This window comes from Stenotrophomonas sp. a6, assembly GCF_030913325.1.
Taxonomy (GTDB): Bacteria; Pseudomonadota; Gammaproteobacteria; order Xanthomonadales; family Xanthomonadaceae; genus Stenotrophomonas; species Stenotrophomonas maltophilia.
Window position 1 is genome coordinate 3841838 of the sequence record NZ_CP133161.1, and the last position, 23960, is coordinate 3865797.

Annotated in this window: 24 protein-coding genes; 14 read left to right on the forward strand and 10 right to left on the reverse strand. The window is 66.7% G+C overall.

Features of this window, described 5'->3' with window-relative positions; all coding sequences use genetic code 11:
* Positions 1-30: 30 nt before the first annotated feature.
* From Q9Q79_RS17605 to Q9Q79_RS17615, 3 genes are all read right to left on the reverse strand, one after another.
* Positions 31-720 carry a methionine ABC transporter permease gene (locus Q9Q79_RS17605; RefSeq protein WP_005411104.1) on the reverse strand — a complete coding sequence of 230 codons (690 nt, stop codon included), beginning with the start codon at positions 718-720 and terminating at the stop codon, positions 31-33.
* A complete protein-coding gene (locus Q9Q79_RS17610) occupies positions 717-1724 on the reverse strand; it encodes a methionine ABC transporter ATP-binding protein (protein WP_005411105.1) in 1008 nt (335 codons plus the stop codon). Before Q9Q79_RS17610 ends, Q9Q79_RS17605 begins: the two co-directional genes overlap by 4 nt.
* Before the next feature lie 201 nt (positions 1725-1925).
* On the reverse strand, positions 1926-2822 hold the full coding sequence (locus tag Q9Q79_RS17615) for a DMT family transporter (RefSeq protein WP_005411106.1): 897 nt from the start codon (positions 2820-2822) through the stop codon (positions 1926-1928).
* Between the two features lie 126 nt (positions 2823-2948).
* Between Q9Q79_RS17615 and Q9Q79_RS17620 the strand changes: the two genes are divergently transcribed.
* From Q9Q79_RS17620 to Q9Q79_RS17630, 3 genes are all read left to right on the forward strand, one after another.
* Positions 2949-3431 (forward strand): YajQ family cyclic di-GMP-binding protein, encoded by a 483-nt coding sequence (locus Q9Q79_RS17620; RefSeq protein WP_005411107.1) that lies wholly within the window; start codon positions 2949-2951, stop codon positions 3429-3431.
* Positions 3432-3532: 101 nt separating this feature from the next.
* A complete protein-coding gene (locus tag Q9Q79_RS17625) occupies positions 3533-4099 on the forward strand; it encodes a DUF1415 domain-containing protein (RefSeq protein ID WP_060380790.1) in 567 nt (188 codons plus the stop codon).
* Complete coding sequence (locus Q9Q79_RS17630; RefSeq protein ID WP_099561707.1) at positions 4096-4899, forward strand: SDR family oxidoreductase; 804 nt, start codon at positions 4096-4098, stop codon at positions 4897-4899. The genes Q9Q79_RS17625 and Q9Q79_RS17630 overlap by 4 nt, the downstream gene beginning before the upstream one ends.
* A 103-nt stretch (positions 4900-5002) precedes the next feature.
* Here Q9Q79_RS17630 and Q9Q79_RS17635 read toward each other — a convergent pair whose 3' ends face one another.
* On the reverse strand, positions 5003-7033 hold the full coding sequence (locus Q9Q79_RS17635) for a M3 family metallopeptidase (RefSeq protein ID WP_049461473.1): 2031 nt from the start codon (positions 7031-7033) through the stop codon (positions 5003-5005).
* A gap of 170 nt (positions 7034-7203) precedes the next feature.
* On the opposite strand from Q9Q79_RS17635, the gene Q9Q79_RS17640 reads away from it, so the two are divergent.
* The gene (locus tag Q9Q79_RS17640) at positions 7204-7608 is read left to right on the forward strand and encodes a hypothetical protein (RefSeq protein WP_049461475.1); all 405 of its coding nucleotides are present in this window, start codon (positions 7204-7206) and stop codon (positions 7606-7608) included.
* Between the two features lie 138 nt (positions 7609-7746).
* On the opposite strand, the gene Q9Q79_RS17645 is transcribed toward Q9Q79_RS17640, so the two are convergent.
* Positions 7747-8859 carry a PLP-dependent cysteine synthase family protein gene (locus Q9Q79_RS17645; protein ID WP_005411112.1) on the reverse strand — a complete coding sequence of 371 codons (1113 nt, stop codon included), beginning with the start codon at positions 8857-8859 and terminating at the stop codon, positions 7747-7749.
* 125 nt (positions 8860-8984) lie between these two features.
* Here Q9Q79_RS17645 and gloA point away from each other — a divergent pair, with 125 nt between their 5' ends.
* Both gloA and Q9Q79_RS17655 read left to right on the forward strand, forming a co-directional pair.
* Positions 8985-9503 (forward strand): lactoylglutathione lyase, encoded by a 519-nt coding sequence (gloA, locus tag Q9Q79_RS17650; protein ID WP_049397110.1) that lies wholly within the window; start codon positions 8985-8987, stop codon positions 9501-9503.
* Positions 9504-9597: 94 nt separating this feature from the next.
* The gene (locus tag Q9Q79_RS17655; protein ID WP_099524328.1) at positions 9598-10026 is read left to right on the forward strand and encodes a VOC family protein; all 429 of its coding nucleotides are present in this window, start codon (positions 9598-9600) and stop codon (positions 10024-10026) included.
* A gap of 67 nt (positions 10027-10093) precedes the next feature.
* Here the strand turns inward: Q9Q79_RS17655 and Q9Q79_RS17660 are convergent, their stop codons facing one another.
* A complete protein-coding gene (locus Q9Q79_RS17660) occupies positions 10094-10525 on the reverse strand; it encodes a CBS domain-containing protein (protein ID WP_005411115.1) in 432 nt (143 codons plus the stop codon).
* A gap of 446 nt (positions 10526-10971) precedes the next feature.
* Complete coding sequence (glmS, locus tag Q9Q79_RS17665) at positions 10972-12810, reverse strand: glutamine--fructose-6-phosphate transaminase (isomerizing) (protein ID WP_012481313.1); 1839 nt, start codon at positions 12808-12810, stop codon at positions 10972-10974.
* 203 nt (positions 12811-13013) lie between these two features.
* Between glmS and Q9Q79_RS17670 the strand changes: the two genes are divergently transcribed.
* The 7 genes from Q9Q79_RS17670 (at position 13014) to Q9Q79_RS17700 (ending at position 20819) form a co-directional block, all read left to right on the forward strand.
* The gene (locus tag Q9Q79_RS17670) at positions 13014-14291 is read left to right on the forward strand and encodes an efflux RND transporter periplasmic adaptor subunit (protein WP_012481314.1); all 1278 of its coding nucleotides are present in this window, start codon (positions 13014-13016) and stop codon (positions 14289-14291) included.
* Between the two features lie 42 nt (positions 14292-14333).
* Positions 14334-15059 carry an ABC transporter ATP-binding protein gene (locus tag Q9Q79_RS17675; RefSeq protein WP_065183197.1) on the forward strand — a complete coding sequence of 242 codons (726 nt, stop codon included), beginning with the start codon at positions 14334-14336 and terminating at the stop codon, positions 15057-15059.
* A gap of 10 nt (positions 15060-15069) precedes the next feature.
* Positions 15070-16368, forward strand: a complete 1299-nt coding sequence (locus tag Q9Q79_RS17680) for an ABC transporter permease (RefSeq protein WP_005411119.1) — start codon at positions 15070-15072, stop codon at positions 16366-16368.
* 20 nt (positions 16369-16388) lie between these two features.
* On the forward strand, positions 16389-17606 hold the full coding sequence (locus tag Q9Q79_RS17685; RefSeq protein WP_005411120.1) for an FtsX-like permease family protein: 1218 nt from the start codon (positions 16389-16391) through the stop codon (positions 17604-17606).
* 16 nt (positions 17607-17622) lie between these two features.
* Positions 17623-18000 carry a PDZ domain-containing protein gene (locus tag Q9Q79_RS17690; RefSeq protein ID WP_024957071.1) on the forward strand — a complete coding sequence of 126 codons (378 nt, stop codon included), beginning with the start codon at positions 17623-17625 and terminating at the stop codon, positions 17998-18000.
* 123 nt (positions 18001-18123) lie between these two features.
* The gene (locus Q9Q79_RS17695) at positions 18124-19470 is read left to right on the forward strand and encodes a sigma-54 dependent transcriptional regulator (protein ID WP_012481316.1); all 1347 of its coding nucleotides are present in this window, start codon (positions 18124-18126) and stop codon (positions 19468-19470) included.
* Positions 19467-20819, forward strand: a complete 1353-nt coding sequence (locus Q9Q79_RS17700; RefSeq protein WP_005414539.1) for an ATP-binding protein — start codon at positions 19467-19469, stop codon at positions 20817-20819. Before Q9Q79_RS17695 ends, Q9Q79_RS17700 begins: the two co-directional genes overlap by 4 nt.
* A 56-nt stretch (positions 20820-20875) precedes the next feature.
* On the opposite strand, the gene Q9Q79_RS17705 is transcribed toward Q9Q79_RS17700, so the two are convergent.
* Positions 20876-21409, reverse strand: a complete 534-nt coding sequence (locus Q9Q79_RS17705) for a GNAT family N-acetyltransferase (protein WP_111172867.1) — start codon at positions 21407-21409, stop codon at positions 20876-20878.
* The gene (gene glmU, locus Q9Q79_RS17710; protein WP_133050301.1) at positions 21378-22745 is read right to left on the reverse strand and encodes a bifunctional UDP-N-acetylglucosamine diphosphorylase/glucosamine-1-phosphate N-acetyltransferase GlmU; all 1368 of its coding nucleotides are present in this window, start codon (positions 22743-22745) and stop codon (positions 21378-21380) included. Before glmU ends, Q9Q79_RS17705 begins: the two co-directional genes overlap by 32 nt.
* A gap of 84 nt (positions 22746-22829) precedes the next feature.
* Here glmU and Q9Q79_RS17715 point away from each other — a divergent pair, with 84 nt between their 5' ends.
* Entirely contained in the window at positions 22830-23213 is a 384-nt protein-coding gene (locus Q9Q79_RS17715) for a GtrA family protein (protein WP_114618233.1), read from the forward strand.
* A 231-nt stretch (positions 23214-23444) separates the two neighbouring features.
* Here the strand turns inward: Q9Q79_RS17715 and Q9Q79_RS17720 are convergent, their stop codons facing one another.
* Positions 23445-23867 carry a F0F1 ATP synthase subunit epsilon gene (locus Q9Q79_RS17720; protein ID WP_005411127.1) on the reverse strand — a complete coding sequence of 141 codons (423 nt, stop codon included), beginning with the start codon at positions 23865-23867 and terminating at the stop codon, positions 23445-23447.
* Between the last annotated feature and the right edge of the window lie 93 nt (positions 23868-23960).

Sequence of the window (23960 nt, forward strand, 5' to 3'; positions counted from 1 at the left end):
ACGAGATGCCGGGCGCCGCCCGGCATTCTGTTATCTGCGGCTGTAATGCGCGACCAGGCGGTCGCCAAGCATCTGCAGCAGCTGCACCAGGATCAGCAGCAGGACCACGGTGACCAGCGCCACGTCGGTGTGCGAGCGCTGGTAGCCGTCGCGGAAGGCCAGGTCGCCAAGGCCACCGGAGCCGATCGCACCGCCCATCGCGGTGAAGCCGATCAGCGCGACGGTGGTGACCGTTGCGCCAGCGATCAGGCCCGGGCGCGCTTCCGGCAGCAGCACGCGGGTGACCAGCTGCCAGGTGGTGGCTCCCATCGCCTGGGTCGCTTCGATCACGCCACGGTCCACTTCGCGCAGTGCGGTCTCGACCAGGCGCGCGTAGAACGGCGCGGCACCGATGACCAGCGGCACGATCGCACCGCGTACACCCAGCGACGTCCCCATCAGGAACAGGGTGACCGGGATCAGCACGATCATCAGGATGATGAAAGGCACCGAGCGCAGCAGGTTCACCACCAGCGCCAGCACGCCATAGGCGAACGGACGGCGCTTCATCTGCGGTGCACCGAACAGGTACAGCAGCACGCCCAGCGGCAGGCCGATGGCCAGGGTCAGCGGCAGCGAACCGAGCAGCATCAGCAGGGTGTCGATGGTGGCCTGGCCGATGTCGGCCCACTTGCCCGCGTCCAGGTGGCGGAAGAATCCGCCGGCAGTAGCGATGATCATCGACGCAGCTCCTCAACATGCACGCCGGCGGCCACGAACGCGGCCTGCGCGGCGGACTGGTCGCCGCCCACCAGGGCGACCACCAGCTGGCCATACGGGGTGTCCTTGATCCGGTCGATGCGGCCGGACAGGATGTTGTAGTCGACCCCGGTCTCGCGCGCGACGCGGCCGAGCAGGGGTTCGTAGGTGTCGCCACCGAGGAAGGTCAGGCGCACGATGCGGCCACCGACGGCATCGAAATCGCGGTGCAGCGTGCCCTCGTCCACATGCTCCGATTCGCTGACGAAACGGCGCGTGGTCGGGTGCTGCGGGTGCAGGAACACCCGGGTGACCGGACCGGTTTCGACCATCTGGCCGGCATCGAGCACCGCAACGCGGTCGCAGACACGGCGGATCACGTCCATCTCGTGGGTGATCAGCACGATGGTCAGGCCCAGCTCGCGATTGATCTTCGACAGCAGCGACAGCACCGAAGCGGTGGTCTGCGGGTCGAGCGCACTGGTGGCCTCGTCGCACAGCAGGATCTGCGGACGGGTCGCCAGCGCGCGGGCGATGCCGACGCGCTGTTTCTGGCCACCGGACAGCTGCGCCGGATACTTCTGCGCATGCGCTTCGAGGCCCACAGTCTGCAGCAGCTCGGCCACGCGCGCGTCGATCTCCGTCTTCGGCGTGCCGGCCAGTTCCAGTGGGAAGGCGACATTGCCGGCCACCGTGCGCGAGGACAGCAGGTTGAAGTGCTGGAAGATCATGCCGATGCGCCGGCGCAGCGCGCGCAGGCCGTCCGCGTCCAGCGCGGTGACATCCTCACCGCCGATCAGCAGCCGGCCACCACTGGGTTCTTCCAGGCGGTTGATCATGCGGATAAGTGTCGACTTGCCGGCGCCGGAATGGCCGATGATGCCGAAAACCTCACCGGCCTCGATGGTCAGGTCCAACGGTTGCAGCGCGCTGACTTCGCGGCCGGCAACGGCATAGGATTTGTGCAGGCGCTGGAACTCGATCACGGGCGTGGCTCACCGGCTGGGTGACGGAAGGGGGCGTGCAGCCTACCAGCGCAGGCGGTCGCGCGCCCGCGCCATGGCCCAGAATGTTATTCCTTTTGGTTCTAAGAAACTGTCCCCGGTAGTGCCGGCCGCTGGCCGGCACCTGCAGCGGTCCCTCCGGCGCAAGGGGTTGCCGGCCAGCGGCCGGCACTACCCCCGGGCTCAGGGATGATCCAGCGGCTTCGGCGGTTCCTGCCGGTTTACCCGCTCGCGATGCAGCAGGTACAGCCCCGAGGCGACGATGATCGCCGCTCCCACCCAGGTATAGCCGTCCGGCAGCTGGCCCCAGAAGGCCAGATCCCAGCCGATCACCCAGACCAGGCCGCTGTACTCCAGCGGCGCGATCATCGAGGCCTCGCCCAGCTGGAAGGCCTTGGTCAGGGCAATCTGGCCCAGCGCCCCGGCCAGGCCCATGCCGGCAATCAAAGGCGCGTGTGCCAGCTGCAGCGGTACCCAGCCGGGAATGGCGAGCAGGCCGGCGCCGATGGCCATGATCACCAGGAACCAGACCACCATCGACTGCGAGGTATCGGTGCGGGTCAGCAGGCTGACCGTGATCGCCGCCACGGCATAGGCCGTTGCCGCCGCCAGCACCATCAGGCCGGGCACCGAAATGAAGCCATCCACGCCCGGCCGCAGCACCACCAGCACGCCCACCAGGCCAATGCCGATGGCGACCCAGCGCCGCGGCCCGACCCGCTCGCCCAGCAACGGCACCGACAGCGCGGCGATCAGCAGCGGGGCAACGAAGTAGATGGTGTAGGCGGTGGACAGCGGCAGGTCGCGCAGGGCGAACACGAAGCAGCCGATCATCGCCATGCCCAACGCGCCACGCAGCAGGTGCAGGCCCCAGCGCCGCGGCACCAGCGAACGTGGGCCGGCACTGACCAGCACCCACACCAGCACGAACGGCAACGAGGCCGCACCACGCAGGAAAGTCACTTCCAGGGTCGGATAGCTGGCCGACAGCTGCTTCATGCCAGCGTCCATCAGCGAGAAACAGGCGACCGCAGCGACCATCCAGGCCACCGCACGCGAAGGGGAGCGTTGCACGTTCATGGCCCATTATCGCCGACCGCACCGGATTGTAGGGCGGCCGCCGAGCATGGGCCGGGCTCCACAGAAAGCGGGCACGCGGGCCGGCACGATAGAATGATCGCCACTGAAACCTGCGGAGCATCGCCCATGCCTTCCTTCGACGTCGTGTCCGAAGTCGACACCCACGAGCTGACCAACGCCATCGACCAGGCCAACCGCGAACTGGCCACCCGCTTCGACTTCAAGGGCGTGGACGCAAAGTTCGAGCGCGACGGCGATGTCATCAATCAGTTCGCGCCGACCGAATTCCAGCTCAAGCAGATGAACGACATCCTGCGTGCTCGCCTGGCCGCGCGCGGCATCGACGTGCTCAGCCTGGAGTTCGGCGACATCGAGACCAACCTGGCCCAGGCCCGGCAGAAGATCACCGTCAAGCAGGGCATCGAGCAGAAGATCGCCAAGAAGATCGCGGCGGCCCTGAAGGACGCCAAGCTGAAGGTGGAAAGCCAGATCAACGGCGACAAGCTGCGCGTGCAGGGCAAGAAGCGCGATGACCTGCAGGACGCCATCGCCGTGCTCAAGGCCGGCAAGTTCGAGCTGCCGCTGCAGTTCAACAATTTCCGCGACTGAGCCACCTGCCGGGAATCCCCCGGCGCTGCCAGCCGCAGGTACGACGGCGCGTTGCCAGCGACGCGCCTACAATGTCGGCCCCGCCAGCCGACGTGCCCGCCATGACCGATTCCGACCTGCCCACCGATGACCCGATCGCCGCCACCCGCCTGTGGCTGGAGCGCATCGTCATCGGCCTGAACCTGTGCCCGTTCGCCAAGGCGGTATACGTGAAGGACCAGGTCCGCATCGTGCTCAGCGATGCGACCACGACAGAAGCGCTGGTTGAACAGCTGGCCGAGGAGCTGGTGCTGCTGCGCGACACGCCGGCCGAGCAGATCGACACGACGCTGATCGTGCACCCGCAGGTGCTGACCGATTTCCTCGACTACAACGACTTCCTCGACAATGCCGATGCGGCGATCGAGGCACTGGACCTGCAGGGGATCCTGCAGGTGGCCAGCTTCCATCCGGATTACCAGTTCGAGGGCGTGGCCGCCGACGACGCCAGCAACTACACCAACCGCGCGCCCTTCCCCACCCTGCACCTGCTGCGCGAAGACAGCGTGGCGCGTGCGGTGGATGTGTATCCGGACCCGGACGTGATTGTCGAGCGCAACATCCAGACCCTGGACCGCATCGGCGTGGATGGCTGGCATCGTCGCCTGCGCGGCGAAGACCTGACGTGAGCACGGTGCCGCCGATTGCCGCATGGCCGGCCGCGCCACTGTCGGGCAAGGTGGTGCTGGTCACCGGCGGCGCCAACGGCATCGGTCGCGGTATTGCCCAGGCCGTTCTCGGTGCCGGTGGACGCGTGCTGATCGGCGACCTCGATAGGGAGGCCGGCCAGGCCTGCCTGGACGAATGGCAGCGCGGTGATGACGCCGCGTTCCAGCGCCTGGACATCACCGATGAGGCCAGCGTGCGCGACTTCATCGCCGTGGCCCTGCAGCGTTTCGGCCGCATCGACGGGTTGGTCAACAACGCGGGGATCGCCGGCCCGCACGGCACGCTGCTGCAGGACATGGACTGGGACGAGTGGCAGCGCCGCCTGTCCTCGCTGCACGGCGCGTTCCTGTGCAGCAAGCACGCGCTGCCAGCGCTGACGGCCAGTGCTGCGGGCGCGATCATCAACATCGCCTCCACCCGCGCCTGGCAATCCGAAGCGCACAGCGAGGCCTATACGGCGGCCAAGGGTGGCCTGGTGGCCTTCACCCATGCGCTGGCGATCAGCGCCGGCCCGGCGGTGCGGGTGAACAGCATCAGCCCCGGCTGGGTCGGTACCACTGCGTGGCAGGCACCCTCACGGCGCCATGAACCAGAGTACTCGGCCATCGACCACGCACAGCATCCGGTCGGCCGGGTCGGCCGCCCTGAAGATATCGGTGCACTGGCGGTGTACCTGCTGTCGTCGCTGTCCGGTTTCAGCACCGGCCAGGACTTCATCGTCGACGGCGGCATGACCCGGCAGATGATCTACGCCGAATGACCTGTCTTCGGTGGTGCCGGCCGCTGGCCGGCATTCCGGTAGACCCACGCCATGCGTGGATGGCGGTGAAGTGCCAACCAGGGTTGGCACCCACCACAACGGTTTACGCCATGCCCGAGTGGCGCAGCAGCGCGTCGATCTGCGGCGCGCGCCCACGGAAGGCCTTGAAGTTCTCCGCCGCCGGGCGGCTGCCACCGCGCGACAGGATCTCATCGCGGAAGCGTGCACCGGTCTCGGCCAGTGCCTGCGGCGCTTCCTCGAACGCCGCATAGGCGTCGGCACTGAGCACTTCGGCCCACTTGTAGCTGTAGTAGCCGGCGGCGTAACCGCCCGCGAAGATGTGGCTGAACTGGTGCGGGAAGCGGTTCCAGGCCGGCGGATGGTTCACCGCCACCTCCGCACGCACGCGATCGAGCAGCGCCAACACGCTGTCCTGCGCCGGTTCGAACTGACTGTGCAACAGCATGTCGAACAGGCCGAACTCAAGCTGGCGCACCGTGGCCATGCCGCTGTGGAAGTTGCGCGCGGCCAGCATGCGCTCGTACAGCCCGCGCGGCAGCGGTTCGCCCGTGTCCACGTGCGCGGTCATGGCCTGCAGGTGCTCCCACTCCCAGCAGAAGTTCTCCATGAACTGGCTGGGCAGTTCCACTGCATCCCATTCCACGCCATTGATGCCGGCCACGCCCAGCTCACCGATGCGGGTCAGCAGCTGGTGCAGGCCATGGCCCATCTCATGGAACAGCGTGGTCACTTCGTTGTGGCTGAAGGTCGCCGGCTTGCCGTTGGCACCGCGGCCGAAGTTGCACACCAGGTAGACCAGCGGCGTCTGTACGCTGCCGTCCGCGCGCACGCGACGGTTGCGGCAATCGTCCATCCACGCGCCACCACGCTTGCCCTCGCGCGCATACAGGTCCAGATAGAACTGGCCGACCAGCGCGCCCTGCGCATCGACCAGACGGAAGAAGCGCACGTCGTCATGCCACACCGGTGCGCTGTCCTCCTGCACGCGCAGGCCGTACAGCTGCTCGATCACCGAGAACAGGCCGCCAAGCACCTTCGGTTCGGTGAAGTACTGCTTCACTTCCTGTTCGGAATAGCTGTAACGGGCCTGCTTCAGGCGGTCGGCGGCGAACGCCAGGTCCCAGGCCTCCAGGCTGTCGATGCCCAGCTGCTCGCGTGCGAACTGCTCCAGGTCGGCCCGGTCCCTGGCCGCGAACGGCTTGGCGCGCGCGGCCAGGTCACGCAGGAAACCCAGCACTTCGGCCGGGTCCTGCGCCATCTTGGTCGCTACCGAATAATCGCCATACGAATCGAAGCCGAGCAGCGCGGCCAGTTCAGCGCGCAGGGCGAGGATCCGATCGATGTTGCCGCTGTTGTCCAGGGACTCATCGCCGAATTCGGACGCACGCTGTGCGCTGGCGCGGTACAGGATCTCGCGCAGGTCGCGGTCCTCACCCCAGGTCTGCACCGGCAGGTAGCACGGCATCTGCAGGGTCAGTTTCCAGCCGGCCTTGCCGTCCTTCTGTGCTGCGGCATGCGCGGCGGCCTTCACGTCTTCCGGCAGGCCCTTCAGCCGCGCTTCGTCCTCGATGATCAGCGACCAGGCATCGGTAGCGTCGAGCACGTTCTGCGAGAACTTCGCCGACAGCGCCGACAGTTCCTCCTTGATCGCCGCGAAGCGCTGCTGCGCCTCCGGCGCCAGCTCGGCACCACCGAGGCGGAAATCGCGCAGGGTGTTGTCCAGCACCTTGCGCTGGGCCGCGTCGAAGCGCGCCGCCTCGGCACTGGCGGCCAGCGTCTGGTACTGGCGGTACAACGCCAGGTTCTGGCCCAGCGCGCTGGCGAAGCGGGTCACCCGCGGCAGGTTGCTGTTGTAGGCCTCACGCAGTTCCGGGGTGTTGACCACGCCCTGCAGGTGGCCGACCAGACCCCAGGCGCGCCACAGGCGCTCGGTGGCGTCATCCAGCGGGGCAACGAAGGTCTGCCAGGTGACCGGCTGCAGCTGCTCGGCGGCGCTGACGGCGGCTTCGGCCTCGGCCAGCAGCACGTCCAGCGCCGGCGCCACGTGCTCGGGGCGGATGGCCTCGAAGCGCGGCAGGCCGGAAAAATCGAGCAGGGGGTTGGCAACGGTCACGGCAGATCTCCAGGGTACGGGCCCGGCAGGCGGGCAGCATGCAGGATATGGCGCTGGCAGGCGGGGCTGACAAGGGGGCACGGCCCGGCATTCACGTCGGCCTTACGGTCGCGCACCGAAGCTCTGGCTGCGGGGGAGTCCGCAGCGGTACGCACCGAATGAGGCCCTACATGGAAGGTCTGGCTGCAGTTGCATCCGCCTCACCGGCCCGGTCACTGGCATTGTCCGCCAGCCCGGCCGAACTGACCTGGATCGCCGCATTGTGCGATGCCGGCGATGACGCCCCGCGCCATCTGCAGCAGTTGCAGGCAGTGCTGCAGCAGGGCGGCACGTTCAACGATGCGCAGGAGTGGTACCCGTTCGAGGTGATCGAACGCGGCGCCAGCCAGCTGCGGCTGGGCCATGAGCGCGAGTTCGCGATCTGCGTGCTGCTGTGGCTGCAGGCGCTGGCCCAGGGCCGAGCGAGCATCCTGGACCCGAGCCTGCATCTGGATGATCGCGCGATGGACATCGAGGCCTTGCCCGATGCACTGCGCGACGCGGTGCTGGACGCGTTCACTGCAGCGGGATATTGAGCCGCCCCGGCGACCGGGTAGAGTCGACTGTTAGTCGACTTTCGCGCGCAGCGCGGGATTTTCGTGACCTGAACCCGGAGCAGTCGACTAACAGTCGACTCTACCCAGCCGACGCACAGCCGGCCGTGCGTTGCCGCGTTACAACGCTTCCAGGCTGCACCACGGCAATTCGGGCAGTCCCTGCCCGGCCACCGCCGCCGCCAGTTGCGCATCGGCGCCGTCGACATCGATGCCCTGGCGCGCATACCACGACGGGTCGTAGTAGCTCTGCGCGTAGCGCTCGCCGCTGTCGCACAGGATGCTGACGATGCTGCCCTGGTGGCCCGCCTCGCGCATCCACTGCGCCGCCTGCAGCACACCGATGAAGTTGGTGCCGGTGGAGCCACCGACACGGCGGCCCAGCTGGCGGCTGACATGGCGCATCGCGGCCAGGCTCAGCGCATCGGGCACCTTCACCATCGCATCGACACTGGTCGGGATGAAGCTCGCCTCTACCCGCGGCCGGCCGATGCCTTCCACGCGCGAGCCACCGCTGCAGGTCAGGCCGCGCCAGTCCTGCTCACCGGCCACGGCGGCTTTGTAGCCATCGAAGAACACCGACACTTCCGGGTCCGCACAGAGGATGCGGGTGTCATGCCGGCGATAGCTGACATAGCGGCCCAGCGTCGCTGCGGTACCGCCGGTACCGGGGCTGCACACGATCCATTCCGGAACCGGGCTGGGCTCCTCGGCCATCTGCTTGAAGATGGACTCGGCGATGTTGTTGTTGGCACGCCAGTCGGTGGCGCGCTCGGCATAGGTGAACTGGTCCATGAAGTGGCCACCGGTTTCACGGGCCAGCTTTTCCGAATCACAGTTGAGGTCGCAGGCACGTTCGACCAGGTGGCAACGGCCGCCGTGGAACTCGATCGCGGCGATCTTTTCAGGCGAGGTGGAGGCCGGGATCACCGCAATGAACGGCAGGCCGAGCAGCCGCGCGAAATAGGCTTCGGACACGGCGGTCGAGCCGCTGGAGGCCTCGATCACCGGACGCCCTTCACGCAACCAGCCATTGGCCAGCGCATACAGGAACAGCGAGCGCGCCAGCCGGTGCTTCAGGCTGCCGGTGGGATGGCTCGACTCATCCTTCAGGTACAGGTCGATGCCCTCGAACCCTGGCAGCGCCAGCGGGATCAGGTGGGTATCGGCGGAACGGTTGAAATCAGCTTCGATCTTGCGGATGGCGGCAGCCACCCATTCACGCTGCGACATGGCGGGCAATCGTTGTCAGGACGGAACGGTGCGATCCGGCCATTGTACGTCGCAGTGCCGTCAGGTGCTGGCCGGTAGAATGGCGCCATCCGGCCGGCAACGGCCCTGTCTGAAGGACCTCCCCCATGACCATTCCCGCCCTGCGCGATGTTCCCGGCGTCGCCGCCCAGGCCCCGGCCGAAACCACCGGCTTCGTGTTCAACCACACCATGCTGCGCGTGAAGGACATTGCCACTTCGCTGGACTTCTACACCCGCGTGCTCGGCTACCAGCTGATCGACAAGCGCGACTTCCCCGAGGCCCAGTTCAGCCTGTACTTCCTGGCCTACGTGCCCGCTGGCGTCACGGTGCCGGAAGATGACAACGCCCGCCGCCTGTGGATGGCCGGGCTGCCGGGCGTGCTGGAACTGACCCACAACCACGGCACCGAAACCCAGGACGGCGCGGTCTACCACGACGGCAACAGCGACCCGCGCGGCTTCGGCCACATCTGCGTGTCGGTGCCGGACATCGAGGCCGCCTGCCAGCGCTTCGAGGATCTGGGCGTGACCTTCCAGAAGCGCCTGACCGACGGCCGCATGAAGAACCTGGCTTTCATCAAGGACCCGGACGGCTACTGGGTCGAGATCATCGCCAACGTCTGACCCGAAAAGGGGACGGAGGGGATTAAGTCGTTTCTGGCATTATTGGGCTGGAAGCGACTTAATCCCCTCCGTCCCCTTTTTCTGCGAGGTTGGTATGGAAACGATGGAACTGCACCGTGGCCGCCTGATCGACCACATCCAGCTGGTAGTGCACGACCTGGCGGCCAGCCGCCGCTTCTACCAGGCGGTGTTCGATACGATCGGCATCCCGATCGCCGGTGAAGGCGATGACTACTTCTGGGCCGATGAGCTGTTCATTTCCAGCGCCAGCAGCACGGCCGCTACCGGCCAGCTGACCGGCCGCCACCATCTGGCCTTCCAGGCCCGCGACAGCGCCACCGTCGATGCCTTCCATACCGCCGCGATCGCCGCCGGCGGCACCGACAACGGCGCGCCCGGTGAACGCCCTTACCACCCGGGCTACTACGGCGCGTTCGTGCTCGACCCGGATGGCAACAACATCGAAGTGGTCTACCACGGCCCAGCCAACTACAGCGCCGACTCGGTGAAGGTCACTTTCTGATTTCACCGATGCCGTGAACGAAGAAGCCGGGCAATGCCCGGCTTCTCTGCTTCCAGCTCTGCAGCCCTCAGTGGGCGGCCATGTAGATGTCCTGCAGCACGGCCTTTTCCAGCTCCAGCTCGCCCAGCAGGTTCTTCACGATGTCGCCCAGGCTGAGGATGCCGACCAGACGAGTGCCTTCGGTGACCATCAGATGACGGCGCCGCGAGTACGTCATCAACGACATGGCCTGCTTCAGGGTGGCCTCCGGGGCGATGCCCTCCAGGCCGGTGGACGGCAGGCTGGAAATCACCCGGCGGCCGGCCTGCGGGCCGTCGTCGGCCAGGGTACGCACGATGTCCTTCTCGGAAATGATGCCGACCGGGGCATCGTCCTTCATCACCACCAGTGCAGCGATCCTGTTCGCGCTCATCTTGTGGGCGGCGGCACCAATGGTGTCTTCGGCATCGATGGTGATGACAGCTTCTTTCTTGGATTGCAGGAGTTCGCGGACGTTCATTCTTGTTTCCTGGTGCAGGTCACTGAAGTCAAAAAGTGTGCTCTTCCGATACGCCCCCTCCCCGGGAACAGACCTTTCAGCGCACGTCTGGCGCACCCGGCTGCCGCTTGGAATGGATCGGCAGACGACGTGCTGCAACGCGAACGAGGTGGGTTCAACCGCTCAACCCGGACCTCGGTCAAATCGATTCTACGACTGCGACCATCGGTCACTACCGGCATCGATGGGACAGTTCGTCGTGGGAACCAACCGACGATCCAGAGAATGGCACCGCGGCTGAAACCGCCGCTGAATACACGCGATGCCACGCGTTAAAGATTGATTGCCTGCTGCCGACGGTGGACAGAACACCCTGTGACTGTCCCACTTGCCGCTGCCACCGGCACAAACGAAAGGGGGCCCACACGGCCCCCTTCGCTTGCAACCTCCAACCGAGCTGACGGGTGTTACTCCACCGTCACGCTCTTGGCCAGGTTGCGCGGCTTATCCACGTCGGTGCCGCGCGCCAGCGCGGTGTGGTAGGCCAGCAACTGCACCGGAATGGTGTGCACGATCGGGCTGAGCACGCCGGCATGACGCGGCGTACGGATCACGTGCACGCCTTCGGACTCGTTGAAGTTGCTGTCCTGGTCGGCGAACACGAACAGTTCACCGCCACGCGCGCGCACTTCCTGCATGTTCGACTTCACCTTCTCCAGCAGGCTGTCGTTCGGCGCGATCACCACCACCGGCATGTCCTCGTCCACCAGCGCCAGCGGGCCATGCTTCAGCTCGCCTGCCGGGTAGGCCTCGGCGTGGATGTAGGAGATTTCCTTGAGCTTGAGCGCGCCTTCCAGCGCGATCGGGTAATGCAGGCCACGGCCCAGGAACAGCGCGCTGCTCTTGCGTGCGAAACGCTCGGCCCAGGCAGCGATCTGCGGCTCCATGTTCAATGCGTGCTGCACGCTGCCCGGCAGGAAGCGCAGCTGCTCGAGGTAGTCCGCTTCCTGCGCCGCGTCGATGCGGCCGTGCAGCTTGCCCAGCACCACGGTCAGCTGGAACAGTGCCGCCAGCTGGGTGGTGAAGGCCTTGGTCGAGGCCACGCCGATCTCGGCACCGGCACGGGTGTAGCACACCAGTTCGCTGGCGCGCGGAATCGCACTTTCCGGCACGTTGCAGATCGACAGCGTGTGCTTGTGGCCGAGCGACTTGGCGTACTTCAGCGCTTCCATCGTATCCAGCGTTTCGCCGGACTGGGAGATGGTGACGATCAGATGCTTCGGGTTCGCGTAGGCCGCGCGATAGCGGTACTCGCTGGCGATCTCCACGCTGCACGGAAGGCCGGCGATGGCTTCGATCCAGTAGCGCGCGGTCAGGCCGGCGTAGTAGCTGGTGCCGCAGGCGATGATCTGCACACCCTCGATGCCCGACAGCACCGCTTCGGCGTTCTTGCCGAACAGCCCGGCCGGGAAACCACCGGCGTCGATCGCCGCCTCGATGGTGTCGCCCAGCGCGCGCGGCTGCTCGTGGATCTCCTTCTGCATGAAGTGGCGGTACGGGCCCAGCTCCAGCGATGCCAGCGACACATCGGACAGATGCACGTCGCGCTCGATCGGCCGGTCGTGCTCGTCGAAGATGCGCACGCCATCGCGACGGATCTCGGCGGTATCGCCCTCTTCCAGGAAAATCACCTTGCGGGTGGCCGAGATCACCGCCGAGACGTCGGAAGCAACGAAGTTCTCGCCCTCGCCCAGGCCGATCAGCAGCGGGCAGCCCATCCGCGCGCAGACGAAGCGTTCCGGCTCGGCGCGGCTGACCACGGCCAGTGCGTAGGCACCGGTCAGCTCCTTCACCGTATGCTGCAGCGCCACCAGCAGGTCGTCACCACTCTTCAGGTGATGGTGGATCAGGTGTGCGATGACTTCGGTGTCGGTCTGCGACTCGAAGGTGTAGCCCAGCGCACGCAGCTTCTCGCGCTGCTCTTCGTGGTTCTCGATGATGCCGTTGTGCACCAGCGCCACGCCATGGCTGATGTGCGGATGCGCGTTGGCCTCGGTGACGCCCCCATGGGTGGCCCAGCGGGTGTGGCCGATGCCCAGCACCGCGTTGAAGCCCTCGGCCTCGGCCGCCGTGGCCATTTCCGACACACGACCGGTACGACGCACGCGACGTACATCGCGGCGCTCACCCTGGTCGATCACCGCGATGCCGGAGGAATCGTAACCACGGTACTCCAGCCGCTTCAGGCCTTCGATCAGCACCGGCACTACGTCGCGATCAGCGATCGCACCCACGATTCCACACATGTCACGCGTTTCCTTGAAGACGATCGTCGCATTCTAGCCTGCGTGCCCGCGCTCCCCCTCCTGTCCGCTTAATGAAAGTGTCCGGAAAGGTGTCCGCGGACACCCGGACACTTCACATCACGCCCCAACTCATTGACCCATAAGGAATTAAAGTTGGCACGCTACGTGCTTGGTACTGGCTACCACCGTCAGGCACGCACCCGATGATCCGCGACACTTCCGCCCAGGACCAGATCGTTTCCTCCACTCCGGCCAGCGCTCCGCGCGCCAACTGGCTCCGTTACCGTTGGCCGGCGCTGGGCACGATCGCCCTGCTCGCCGGCATCGGCTGGGCCGTGCACGCCTGGTCCAACGCCAGCCGTTCCTTCGACAGCAGCCGCGTGCGCATCGCCGAAGTGAAGCGGGGCGACCTGGTCCGTGACATCGCCGCCGACGGCCGCGTGATCGCCGCCAACAGCCCGGTCCTGTATGCCATCTCTGCGGGCACCGTGGACCTGAAGGTGGTCGCCGGTGACGTGGTGAAGAAGGGGCAGGAGCTGGCGGTCATCGACAGCCCCGAACTGCGCAGCAAGCTGGCCCAGGAACAGGCCACCCTGGCCGGCCTGGAGGCCGAGGCCAGCCGTGCCGCGCTGGACGCCACACTGGCCCGCGCCAAGTCGCGCAAGGAAACCGACCAGGCCACCATCGAACGGCAGGCCGCCGACCGCGACCTGCAGCGCTACCAGCGCGGCTACGACGGCGGGGCGGTGCCGCAGATCGACCTGGCCAAGGCCAAGGACTCGCTGAAGAAGGCCGACATCACCCTGGCCAACGCCACCACCGATGCCCGCCTGCAGAGCCAGGGCGCGGACCTGGATGCCCGCAACAAGCGCCTGCTGGCCGATCGCCAGAAGGCGGTGGTGGCCGAAGTACAGCGCCAGGTCGATGCGCTGACGCTGCGTGCCCCGTTCGATGGCCAGGTCGGCCAGGTGCAGGCGGTACAGTCCACCAACCTGGCCGCCAATGCCCCGGTGCTGGGCGTGGTCGACCTGTCCAAGTTCGAAGTCGAGATCAAGGTGCCGGAGAGCTTCGCCCGCGACCTGGCGATCGGCATGCCCGCACAGCTGACCGGTGGCAACGGCCAGCCCTTCCCGGGCGAGATCAGCGCGGTGTCGCCGGAAGTGGTCAACGGTGAGGTCAACGCGCGCGTGCGCTTTGCCAGCGCGCAGCCGGAAGGCCTGCGCCAGAGCCAACGGATGTCGGTGCGCGTGCTGCTCGATACCCGCAAGAACGTGCTGAAGGTCGAGCGTGGCCCGTTCGTCGAACAGGGCAACGGCATGGCCTACGTGATGGATGGCCGCACCGCCGTGCGCCGTCCGGTGGAACTGGGCGTCAGCAGCCTGGGCGAAGTGGAAATCAAGTCGGGTGTGCAGCCGGGCGACCGCATCGTGGTCTCCGGCAGCGACCTGTTCAAGGACGCCGAACGCGTCTCCGTCAACTGATACCTGATACCTAATACCTGAATCCTGGAGAGAGGACACCCCATGTACATGCTCGAAATGCGTTCGGTCGCCAAGGTCTTCCGCACCGAACAGGTGGAAACCCACGCACTGCGCTCGCTGGAACTGCAGGTCAAGGAAGGTGAGTTCGTCGCGGTCACCGGCCCGTCCGGCTCCGGCAAGACCACCTTCCTCAACATCGCCGGCCTGCTGGAAACCTTCACCAGCGGCACCTACATGCTGGACGGCCAGGACGTGAGCACGCTGGGCGACGACGCCCGCAGCCGCCTGCGCAACCAGAAGATCGGCTTCATCTTCCAGGGCTTCAACCTGATCCCCGACCTGAACCTGTTCGACAACGTCGACGTTCCGCTGCGCTATCGCGGGATGAGCGCCAACGAGCGCCGCGAACGCATCGAGAGGGCACTGACCCAGGTCGGCCTGGGCTCGCGCATGAAGCACTATCCGAATGAACTGTCGGGTGGCCAGCAGCAGCGCGCGGCCATCGCGCGTGCGCTGGCCGGCAGCCCGCGCCTGCTGCTGGCCGACGAACCGACCGGCAATCTGGATACGCAGATGGCCCGGGGCGTGATGGAGCTGCTGGAGGAGATCAACGCCGCCGGCACCACCATCGTGATGGTCACCCACGACCCGGAACTGGCCGCGCGTGCGCAGCGCAACGTGCACATCGTCGATGGCCAGGTGACCGACCTGGTGCGCGAGCCGGTGCTGGCCACGCCGTTGCGCCACATCGTCGCCGTCAACGAGTGAGGGCCCGACCATGTTCGCCTACTATGCCCGATTGGCGGCGCGCAGTTTCCGCCGCAACAAGGTCCTGACCGCGCTGATGGTGATCGCCATCGCGCTCGGCATCGGTGCCTCGATGACCACGTTGACCGTATTCCACGTGCTGTCCGGCGACCCGATTCCGGGCAAGAGTGACCGCCTGTTCTACGTGCAGCTCGATGCCGCGACCGGCGCCTATGTCGCCGGCGAGGAACCGGAAACCCAGCTGACCCGCTTCGACGGTGAAGCGCTGCTGCGCGAAGCCAAGGGTGAACGCCAGGCGCTGATGAGCGGCGGCGGCGGCACCATCGAACCGGACAACAGCACGCTCAAGCCCTTCAGCATCGACACCCGCTGGACCTCGGCCGATTTCTTCCCGATGTTCGAGGTGCCCATGCAGTACGGCCGCCCCTGGACGCGCGAGGACGATGAAGGCCGCGCACGCGTGGTGGTCATCTCCAAGGCGCTCAACGACAAGCTGTACCAGGGCGCCAACAGCGTGGGCCGCGACCTGCGCATGGAAGGCCAGAGTTACCGCATCGTCGGCGTGATGAAGGAATGGAGCCCGGAGCCGCACTTCTACGACCTGACCACCGGCAGCTACGGCAAGAACGAAGACCTGCTGCTGCCGATCTCCACCTCGTTGGACCTGAAGCTCGGCAACAACGGCAACATGAACTGCTTCGGCGAAAACCCCGACGGCAACAGCTACTCGCTCAATGCACCGTGCGCGTGGCTGCAGTACTGGGTGGAAATGGACCCGGCCAAGGCCGGCGACTACCGCCGCTACCTGGAGAACTATTCGACCCAGCAGCGCGAGGCCGGCCGCTTCAAGCACCCACCGAACGTGCGCCTGCGCACCGTGATGGAATGGCTGGACTTCAATGGTGCCGTGCCCAGCGACGTGCGCCTGCAGCTGTGGCTGGCGCTGGGCTTCCTCGGTGTCTGCCTGGTCAACACGGTAGGCCTGCTGCTGGCCAAGTTCCTGCGCCGCAGTGGTGAGATCGGCGTGCGCCGTGCACTCGGTGCCAGCCGTGGCCAGATCTTCCTGCAGTGCCTGGTGGAAGCCGGCGCGGTGGGCGTGGTCGGTGGCGTGCTGGGTATCGGCCTGGCCCTGCTTGGCCTGTTCGCGGTGCGCCAGCAGCCGGTGGAATACGCAAAGCTGGCCCACCTGGACGGCAACATGCTGCTGCTCGCGCTGGGCCTGACCCTGTTCGCCAGCCTCGCCGCCGGATTCCTGCCCGCCTGGCGCGCGATGCAGGTCACCCCGGCCATCCAGCTCAAGTCGCAGTAAGCACCCGAACGAGGACTCCCATGGACATCCGCCCCATCCTCAGCACGCTGCGCCGGCACAAGACCGCTGCCGCCCTGATCGTGCTGGAAGTCGCACTGACCTGCGCCATCGTCTGCAACGCGCTGTTCCTGGTCAGCCAGCGCGTGGAGAAAATCAGCATGCCCAGCGGTATCGCCGAGAGCGAACTGGTGATGCTGCGCGTCAGTGGCATCGGCAAGCAGACCGACGCCATGTCCCGCACCCGCGAGGACCTGGCATCGCTGCGCGCGATTCCCGGCGTCAGCAACGTCACCATCATCAACCAGGTTCCCTTCCGCAACGGATCCTCCAGCAGCAGCATCTCGCGGGTGATCGACCAGGAACGGCCGACCACCAACGCTTCGATGTACACCCTGTCCGAGAACGGGCTGGCCACGATGGGCATCAATCTGATCGCCGGCCGCGATTTCCTGCCCGACGAGTACCAGAACTTCGAAGACGTCAGCAAGGGTGGCGCCAAGGAAAAGGCCATCCCGGTCATCCTCACCCAGGCCACCGCCGCCAAGATGGAGCCCAACGGCAGCGCCCTGGGCAAGACCTACTACATGGGCAAGCAGTCGCTGCATGTGGTCGGCATCGTCGACACGCTCAGCACGCCCAATGGCTGGAATGACAACTGGACCAACTCGATGCTGCTGCCGATCCGGGTCAGCTTCGACAAGGGTGGTACCTACGTGTTGCGTACTTCGCCGGAACGCCGCCAGGAGGTACTCGATGCCGGTGCCGCCGCGCTGGAGCGCAACGACCCCAACCGCCTGATGCGCGACAAGCTGACCTATGAAGACCAGCGCAAGGACTTCTTCAAGAACGACCGCGCGATGGTCGGCCTGCTGATCACCGTCAGCATCTCGCTGCTGGTGGTCACTGCGCTGGGCATCATCGGCCTGGCCAGCTTCTGGGTGCAGCAGCGCAGCAAGCAGATCGGCATCCGCCGTGCGCTGGGCGCCACCCGCGGGCAGATCCTGCGCTACTTCCAGACCGAGAACTTCCTGCTGGCCTCGCTGGGCATCGTGCTGGGCATGCTGGCGGCGTACGCGATCAACCTGGCCCTGATGAACCTGTACGAGCTGCCGCGCATGCCGCTGTACTACCTGCCGCTGGGTGCGCTGCTGCTGTGGATACTGGGCCAGATTGCGGTGTTCGGTCCGGCACGGCGTGCGGCGGCGGTACCGCCTGCGGTCGCCACGCGGGGCGCGTGAGATGCGTGCCTGCGCGATGTGCCTGATGCTGCTCCTGCCCCTGCCGGCGCTGGCCGGTGGTGGCAGCGCACAGACGCTGGAATGGCGCCGCGATGGAGCGCGGCTGTCGCTGCGCTCGACCGAAGGCCAGGTGCATGTGGAGGCCGCCAGCCCGGAAGTGCGCTTCGGCGTGCGCAGTGGCGATCGCATCCTCCGCGTGGACGACACGGCGGTGCGCCGGGTTGAACATCTGGCCGAGGCACTGCGCCATTCCCACGCGGCCAGCGCCTATCTGTTGCTGCGCCGCGACAAGCGCGAACTGACGGTGGCGGTCAACGCCGCTGCGTGGCGACAGGCATTGGAGGTCCCGCCACCACCCGCGCCACCACCTCCGCCAGCCCCACCCGGGCGCTGAGCATCATCCGCTCCTGCACGGCCACAGGTTTGGCTATGCTTGATGGGTGGCGCCGGGCTCTCCCGGTGCGTGGACACGAACGGCTCCATCGGCGCCGCCCATCCCTTTCTGCAGAACCGCTTAATGCCTGCGATCCTGATCATCGACGACAACGCCAGCGTGGGTACTGCGCTGGACGTGCTGTTCTCCCTGCACGACATCGACACCCTGCAGGCGCACACGCCCGCCGATGGGCTGGCCCTGCTCGAGTCGCAGCCGGTCGATCTGGTGATCCAGGACATGAACTTCAGCGAGGACACCACCTCCGGTGAGGAGGGCGAAGCGTTGTTCGCGCAGATCCGTGCGCGCCATCCGGACCTGCCGGTGATCCTGCTTACCGCCTGGACCCACCTGAGCAGTGCAGTGGACCTGGTCAAGGCCGGTGCGGCCGACTACCTGGCCAAGCCCTGGGACGACCGCAAGCTGATGACCACGGTCAACAACCTGCTGGAACTGTCCGAGGCACGCCGCGAACTGGACCGGCGCCGCAGCCGTGAACTGCACCAGCGCAACGCGCTGGAAGAGAAGTACGACCTGTGCGGCGCGGTCTTCGCCGACCCCGCCAGCGAGCGCGTCATCGCCCTCGCCTGCCAGGTCGCACGCTCGGAACTGCCGGTACTGATCACCGGCGCGAACGGTGCCGGCAAGGAGAAGATCGCGCAGATCATCCAGGCCAATTCGCTGGTGGCCAAGGGCCCGTTCGTGGCGGTCAACTGTGGCGCGTTGCCCTCGGAACTGATCGAAGCCGAACTGTTCGGTGCCGAGGCCGGTGCGTATACCGGCGCCAACAAGGCGCGCGAAGGCAAGTTCGAGGCCGCCGATGGTGGCACCCTGTTCCTGGATGAGATCGGCAACCTGTCGCTCGGCGGGCAGATGAAGCTGCTGCGCGTGCTGGAAACCGGCCGCTTCGAGCGCCTGGGTTCCAACCGCGAGCGCCAGGTCAAGGTCCGCGTGGTCAGCGCGACCAATGCCGACCTGCCGGCGATGATCCGCGAGGGTACCTTCCGCGAAGATCTCTATTACCGCCTCAACACGGTGGAACTGGTGCTGCCGCCGCTGGCCGACCGCCCGGGCGACATCGTGCCGCTGGCCGAGCGATTCCTGACCGCTGGCAAGCCGCTGTCCAGCGCCGCCACCGCAGCACTGCAGCGGCACCCCTGGCCAGGCAACGTGCGCGAGCTGCGCAACGTGATCCAGCGTGCCGAACTGCTGGCCACCGGCAACCGCATCGAAGTGGCCGATCTCAACCTGCCGCGCGCAGCCGCCGCACCACGACCGGCACCCAGCGCAGGCAATGATCCCGACCGCGCACGCATCGAGGATGTGCTGGCGCGCAACCATGGCGTCATCGCCCAGGCCGCCGCCGAGCTCGGCCTGAGCCGCCAGGCGCTGTACCGGCGCATGGACCGCCACGGTATTCCACGCGAATGAAGCGGCGCTCGTTCACTTTCCGCCTGTTCCTGCGCCTGCTGCCGGTGCTGGCACTGGCTGCGGCACTGCCGTGGCTGCTGGCCTACTGGATGGACCATGGTTGGGTGGTGACCACGGTATCGGCGCTGATCCTGCTGTCGCTGATGTGGTGGACCCTGCGCCGTGCCACGGCGCCGGTACGCTCGCTGATGCGTGCCCTGGCGGGCACCACCAGCAGTTATCGCGACGGCGAATACAACTTCGGCGTGCACTGGCCCGGCAATGACGAGCTCGGCGACCTGGTGCAGGCACACCGGGAACTGGGTGATGTACTGCGTGAGCAGCGGCAGGGCCTGGTGCAACGTGAGCTGCTGCTGGACACCATGGTGCAGAACACGCCGGTTGCGATGCTGTTGATCGCCTCCGGCGGTGATGGCATCGCCCGCGTGGTGTTCTCCAACCTGGCCGCGCGCAAGCTGCTGCACGGCGGTTGGAAGCTGGAAGGCCAGCGCCTGGAAGACGTGCTGGAACAGGTGCCGGTGGAACTGCGCGATGCCATCGCCCGTGGCGGTGACAGCCTGTTCGCGGTGCACGCCGAGGGGGAGGACGGCGATGAGGATGACGAGCAGGTCTATCACCTCTCGCGGCGTGCCTTCCAGCTCAACGGTCGTCCGCACGACCTGCTGCTGGTGCGCCTGTTGACCGCCGAGCTGCGCCGCCAGGAAGTGCAGACCTGGAAGAAGGTGATCCGGGTGATCAGCCACGAGCTCAACAACTCACTGGCGCCGATTGCTTCGCTCGCCCATTCCGGCGGCGTGCTGGTGCAGCGTGAGCGCTTTGACCGGCTGCCCGAGATCTTCACCACCATCGAGGACCGCGCACGCCACCTGGAAGGCTTCATCCGTGGCTATGCGCGCTTTGCCAAGCTGCCACAGCCGCAGCTGCAGACCGTGCACTGGGCGCCGTTCCTGTCCAGCCTGCGCCAGCAGATCCCGTTCGGCATGGAACGTGAGCCGGACGAGGAGCTGAGCAGCCGCATCGACATCGCGCAGTTCGGGCAGGCGTTGTTGAACCTGCTGAAGAATGCGCACGAAGCCTGCGCTGAAGCCGAGCCGCCCAACGACGATGTGCAGGTACAGCTGACCCGGCTGCCGCAGTGGCTGCGCCTGGACGTGCTTGACCGCGGCAAGGGCATGAACGAGCAGGTGCTGCAGAACGCACTGATGCCGTTCTATTCGACCAAGCGCAATGGCACCGGGCTGGGGCTGGCGCTGACGCGGGAGATCGTGGAGGCCCACGGCGGACGGGTGTCACTGCAGAACCGCGGCGATGGCGGGTTGTGCGTGTCGATCCTGCTGCCGGTGGGTTGAGCGGACCGATCGGGTAGATCCACGCGATGCGTGGATTTGCCGACCGAGGTCGGCACCTACCAGGCCTGCCGCATCGCCACGCGTAGATGCATCGGAAACCCCAGCGCGGCCTCTTCGGCCATCACCGCCTGCAGCCCTGCACCCCACTCCGCCTCCGGTACGGCGACGAACCCTTCACTGGCATAGAAGGCCGCATTCCACGGCACGTCGGACAACGTGGTCAGCACGGCCGAGCGATAGCCCGCCGCCCGGGCCTGTACCAATGCATGGCGCAACAACGTGCGCCCATGACCTTGCCGCGCGTGTGCAGGATCCACATCCATCTGCAGCACGTGGAACTCACCTGCCAGTTCGCCGGCAAGCAGATAGCCGGCGATGCCACCGTCTGCCGCATCCACCACCCACAGCTGCCCGCGTTCAAGGCCATCCTGTAGTGTCGGCAGGTCCAGGCCATGCCCGGCGAACACCGGATAGGCCTCATGGCCCCTCAACACCTCGCCGGCGCGCTGCTCGATGCCGGGCAGCACACCGAGTTCATCGGCGCGGGGAATGCGGGGCTCAGGACTTCTTGAGCGGGCGCTTCCAGCCATCGATGGTTTCCTGTCGGACACGCGCCAGTGTCAGCTTGCCGTCCGGCGCGTTGCGGGTGATGACCGAACCGGCGGCAATGGTCGCGCCGTCGCCAATGGTCACCGGTGCCACCAGCGAACTGTTGGAGCCGATGAACGCGTTGTCGCCGATGGTGGTGGTCGACTTGTTCACGCCATCGTAGTTGCAGGTGATGGTGCCAGCGCCGATGTTCACCTTGCTGCCGATCACCGCATCGCCCAGGTAGGTGAGGTGATTGGCCTTGCTACCGACACCCAGCGTGACCTTCTTGGTCTCGACGAAGTTGCCGACGTGCACGCCATCGGCCAGCACGGTGCCCGGTCGCAGGCGCGCGAACGGGCCGATCTGCGCGGCGCCCTCGGTAACCACGCCCTCCAGGTCGCAGTGCGCACGCACTTCGGTGCCCGGCCCAAGGTTGACGTCCTTCAAACGGTTGAACGGACCGACGGTGACGCCGTCGCCGAGCACCACGTTGCCCTCGAGCACGACATCGACGTCGACCAGCACGTCGCTGCCCACGGTGACAGTGCCGCGGATGTCGAGCCGGGCCGGATCGCGCACGCGCGCCCCCTGTGCGCACAGGGCCCGTACCGCACGACGCTGCCAGGCGCGCTCCAGCTGCGAGAGCTGCCAGGGGTCGTTTGCCCCTTCGGCCTCCTGCGCGTCGGCCACCAGCGCCATTTCGGCCGGCGTGTATTCATGGGCGGCAAACGCAAAGACATCGGTGAGGTAGTACTCGCCCTGTGCATTGCTGTTGGAAAGCTGCGACAGCCAACGGCGCAGCGCAGTCGATTCGGCCGCGATGATGCCGGTATTGATCGTGCGCACGCGCAGCTGGTCATCGGTGGCGTCCTTCTGCTCGATGATCGCGCCAACCTTGCCCTCGGCATCGCGCAGCACGCGGCCATATCCGGTCGGGTCATCGACATCGGCCACCAGTACCGCCAGCCGGCCCGGCTGTGCGAGCAGGTCGCGCAGGGTCTGCGCACGGATCAGCGGCACGTCGCCGTACAGGACCAGCACCTGCGCCAGGTCGGGAACCTGGGGCATCGCCTGCGCTACCGCGTGGCCGGTGCCGAGCTGCTGTGCCTGCTCGGCCCATTGCAGGTCGGGTTGGCCGGCGAAGTACTGGCGCACCGCCTCGCCGCCGTGGCCATGGACCACGTGGATCGCCGCCGGCTGGAGCTCACGGGCCGCGTCGATCACGTGCGCCAGCATCGGCTGGCCCGCGATCGGCTGCAGCACCTTCGGCAGCACCGACTTCATGCGCTTGCCTGCGCCGGCAGCGAGGATGATGACGTGCAGGGGTTGGGTCATGGGAACGGCGGTCCGTGGTTCGTTGCCGGTGATTCTAGAGCGTGCGCCGTTAACATGGGCATCCCTCCTCCCTTCGCCATGCCGATGAGCCTCGTCCGCCAGGGAAGCGCCTACCTCGTCATCGGGCTCGTGCAGCTGCTGCTCGACTGGCTCGTGTTCGTGGTCACCACCGCACTGGGCATGCCCGTGGCGCCGGCCAACATCGCCGGGCGCCTGGCCGGCATGCTGCTGGGCTTCTGGCTCAACGGCCGCTACACCTTTGCCGAGGCCGGCACCCGCAAGCTGGGATGGAAGCGATTTGCACGCTTTTTCAGTCTATGGCTGCTGCTCACCGTGGCGAGCACATTGCTGGTGAGCCTGGTGGACCATGCGCTGGGCCTGCAGTACACCTGGCTGGCCAAACCGCTGGTGGAAGGCGGCCTGGCGTGTGTGTCGTTCCTGCTGATGCGGTACGTGGTGTATCGCTGAGACGGCACCAGGATCGGGATCGGGATCGGGGATCGGGACTGGGGACCGGGACTGGTAGAGTCGACTGTTAGTCGACTAACGCGCGCAGCGCGGGATTTTCGCGGCCTGAACGTAGAGCAGTCGACTAACAGTCGACTCTACCCAGTCGAATCTACCCGGTCGGCTCTACCCAGCCACCCGAACAAAAACGCCGGCGCAGGGCCGGCGTTTTCGTGGATGCAGCGCGGAACCTCAGTGCTTGAGGGTCTTGCGCAGGCGTTCCAGGGCCTGCAGCTGGACGACGGCTTCCGCCAGCTTCTGCTGGGCTTCGGCCACTTCCATGGCTTCACCGCGGTTGGCCAGGATGCGCTCGGCTTCTTCCTTGGCCTTGCGGACCGAGGCTTCGTCGATGTCCTGCGCGCGGATCGCGGTGTCGGCCAGCACGGTCACCACCTGCGGCTGCACTTCCAGGATGCCGCCGGAAATGGCGAAATCCAGCTGCTCGCCATTCGGCGTGGTCACCACCACCTTGCCCGGCTTCAGGCGGGTGATCAGCGGCGCGTGCTTGGGCGCGATGCCCAGTTCGCCCAGCTCACCGGTGGCCACGACCAGGGTCGCTTCGCCACGGAAGATTTCCTGCTCGGCGCTGACGATGTCGCAACGGATCGTGCTCATGCAAATCTCTTCGCTGTTCGCGGCGGCGCAATGCCACCGTGGGAGTCCACCGGCGCGGGCGGTTGCCCGGCGCCGGCGTCAGGTCGGGCAGGA

What these genes read in the sequence shown, in the direction of transcription:
- Q9Q79_RS17605 (WP_005411104.1), bottom strand. Translation starts at nt 720, where the DNA reads ATGATCATCGCTACTGCCGGCGGATTCTTCCGCCACCTGGACGCGGGC.
- Q9Q79_RS17615 (WP_005411106.1), bottom strand. Translation starts at nt 2,822, where the DNA reads ATGAACGTGCAACGCTCCCCTTCGCGTGCGGTGGCCTGGATGGTCGCT.
- Q9Q79_RS17620 (WP_005411107.1), top strand. Translation starts at nt 2,949, where the DNA reads ATGCCTTCCTTCGACGTCGTGTCCGAAGTCGACACCCACGAGCTGACC.
- Q9Q79_RS17625 (WP_060380790.1), top strand. Translation starts at nt 3,533, where the DNA reads ATGACCGATTCCGACCTGCCCACCGATGACCCGATCGCCGCCACCCGC.
- Q9Q79_RS17640 (WP_049461475.1), top strand. Translation starts at nt 7,204, where the DNA reads ATGGAAGGTCTGGCTGCAGTTGCATCCGCCTCACCGGCCCGGTCACTG.
- Q9Q79_RS17645 (WP_005411112.1), bottom strand. Translation starts at nt 8,859, where the DNA reads ATGTCGCAGCGTGAATGGGTGGCTGCCGCCATCCGCAAGATCGAAGCT.
- gloA (WP_049397110.1), top strand. Translation starts at nt 8,985, where the DNA reads ATGACCATTCCCGCCCTGCGCGATGTTCCCGGCGTCGCCGCCCAGGCC.
- Q9Q79_RS17655 (WP_099524328.1), top strand. Translation starts at nt 9,598, where the DNA reads ATGGAAACGATGGAACTGCACCGTGGCCGCCTGATCGACCACATCCAG.
- Q9Q79_RS17660 (WP_005411115.1), bottom strand. Translation starts at nt 10,525, where the DNA reads ATGAACGTCCGCGAACTCCTGCAATCCAAGAAAGAAGCTGTCATCACC.
- glmS (WP_012481313.1), bottom strand. Translation starts at nt 12,810, where the DNA reads ATGTGTGGAATCGTGGGTGCGATCGCTGATCGCGACGTAGTGCCGGTG.
- Q9Q79_RS17670 (WP_012481314.1), top strand. Translation starts at nt 13,014, where the DNA reads ATGATCCGCGACACTTCCGCCCAGGACCAGATCGTTTCCTCCACTCCG.
- Q9Q79_RS17675 (WP_065183197.1), top strand. Translation starts at nt 14,334, where the DNA reads ATGTACATGCTCGAAATGCGTTCGGTCGCCAAGGTCTTCCGCACCGAA.
- Q9Q79_RS17680 (WP_005411119.1), top strand. Translation starts at nt 15,070, where the DNA reads ATGTTCGCCTACTATGCCCGATTGGCGGCGCGCAGTTTCCGCCGCAAC.
- Q9Q79_RS17685 (WP_005411120.1), top strand. Translation starts at nt 16,389, where the DNA reads ATGGACATCCGCCCCATCCTCAGCACGCTGCGCCGGCACAAGACCGCT.
- Q9Q79_RS17690 (WP_024957071.1), top strand. Translation starts at nt 17,623, where the DNA reads ATGTGCCTGATGCTGCTCCTGCCCCTGCCGGCGCTGGCCGGTGGTGGC.
- Q9Q79_RS17695 (WP_012481316.1), top strand. Translation starts at nt 18,124, where the DNA reads ATGCCTGCGATCCTGATCATCGACGACAACGCCAGCGTGGGTACTGCG.
- Q9Q79_RS17700 (WP_005414539.1), top strand. Translation starts at nt 19,467, where the DNA reads ATGAAGCGGCGCTCGTTCACTTTCCGCCTGTTCCTGCGCCTGCTGCCG.
- Q9Q79_RS17705 (WP_111172867.1), bottom strand. Translation starts at nt 21,409, where the DNA reads ATGGCTGGAAGCGCCCGCTCAAGAAGTCCTGAGCCCCGCATTCCCCGC.
- glmU (WP_133050301.1), bottom strand. Translation starts at nt 22,745, where the DNA reads ATGACCCAACCCCTGCACGTCATCATCCTCGCTGCCGGCGCAGGCAAG.
- Q9Q79_RS17715 (WP_114618233.1), top strand. Translation starts at nt 22,830, where the DNA reads ATGAGCCTCGTCCGCCAGGGAAGCGCCTACCTCGTCATCGGGCTCGTG.
- Q9Q79_RS17720 (WP_005411127.1), bottom strand. Translation starts at nt 23,867, where the DNA reads ATGAGCACGATCCGTTGCGACATCGTCAGCGCCGAGCAGGAAATCTTC.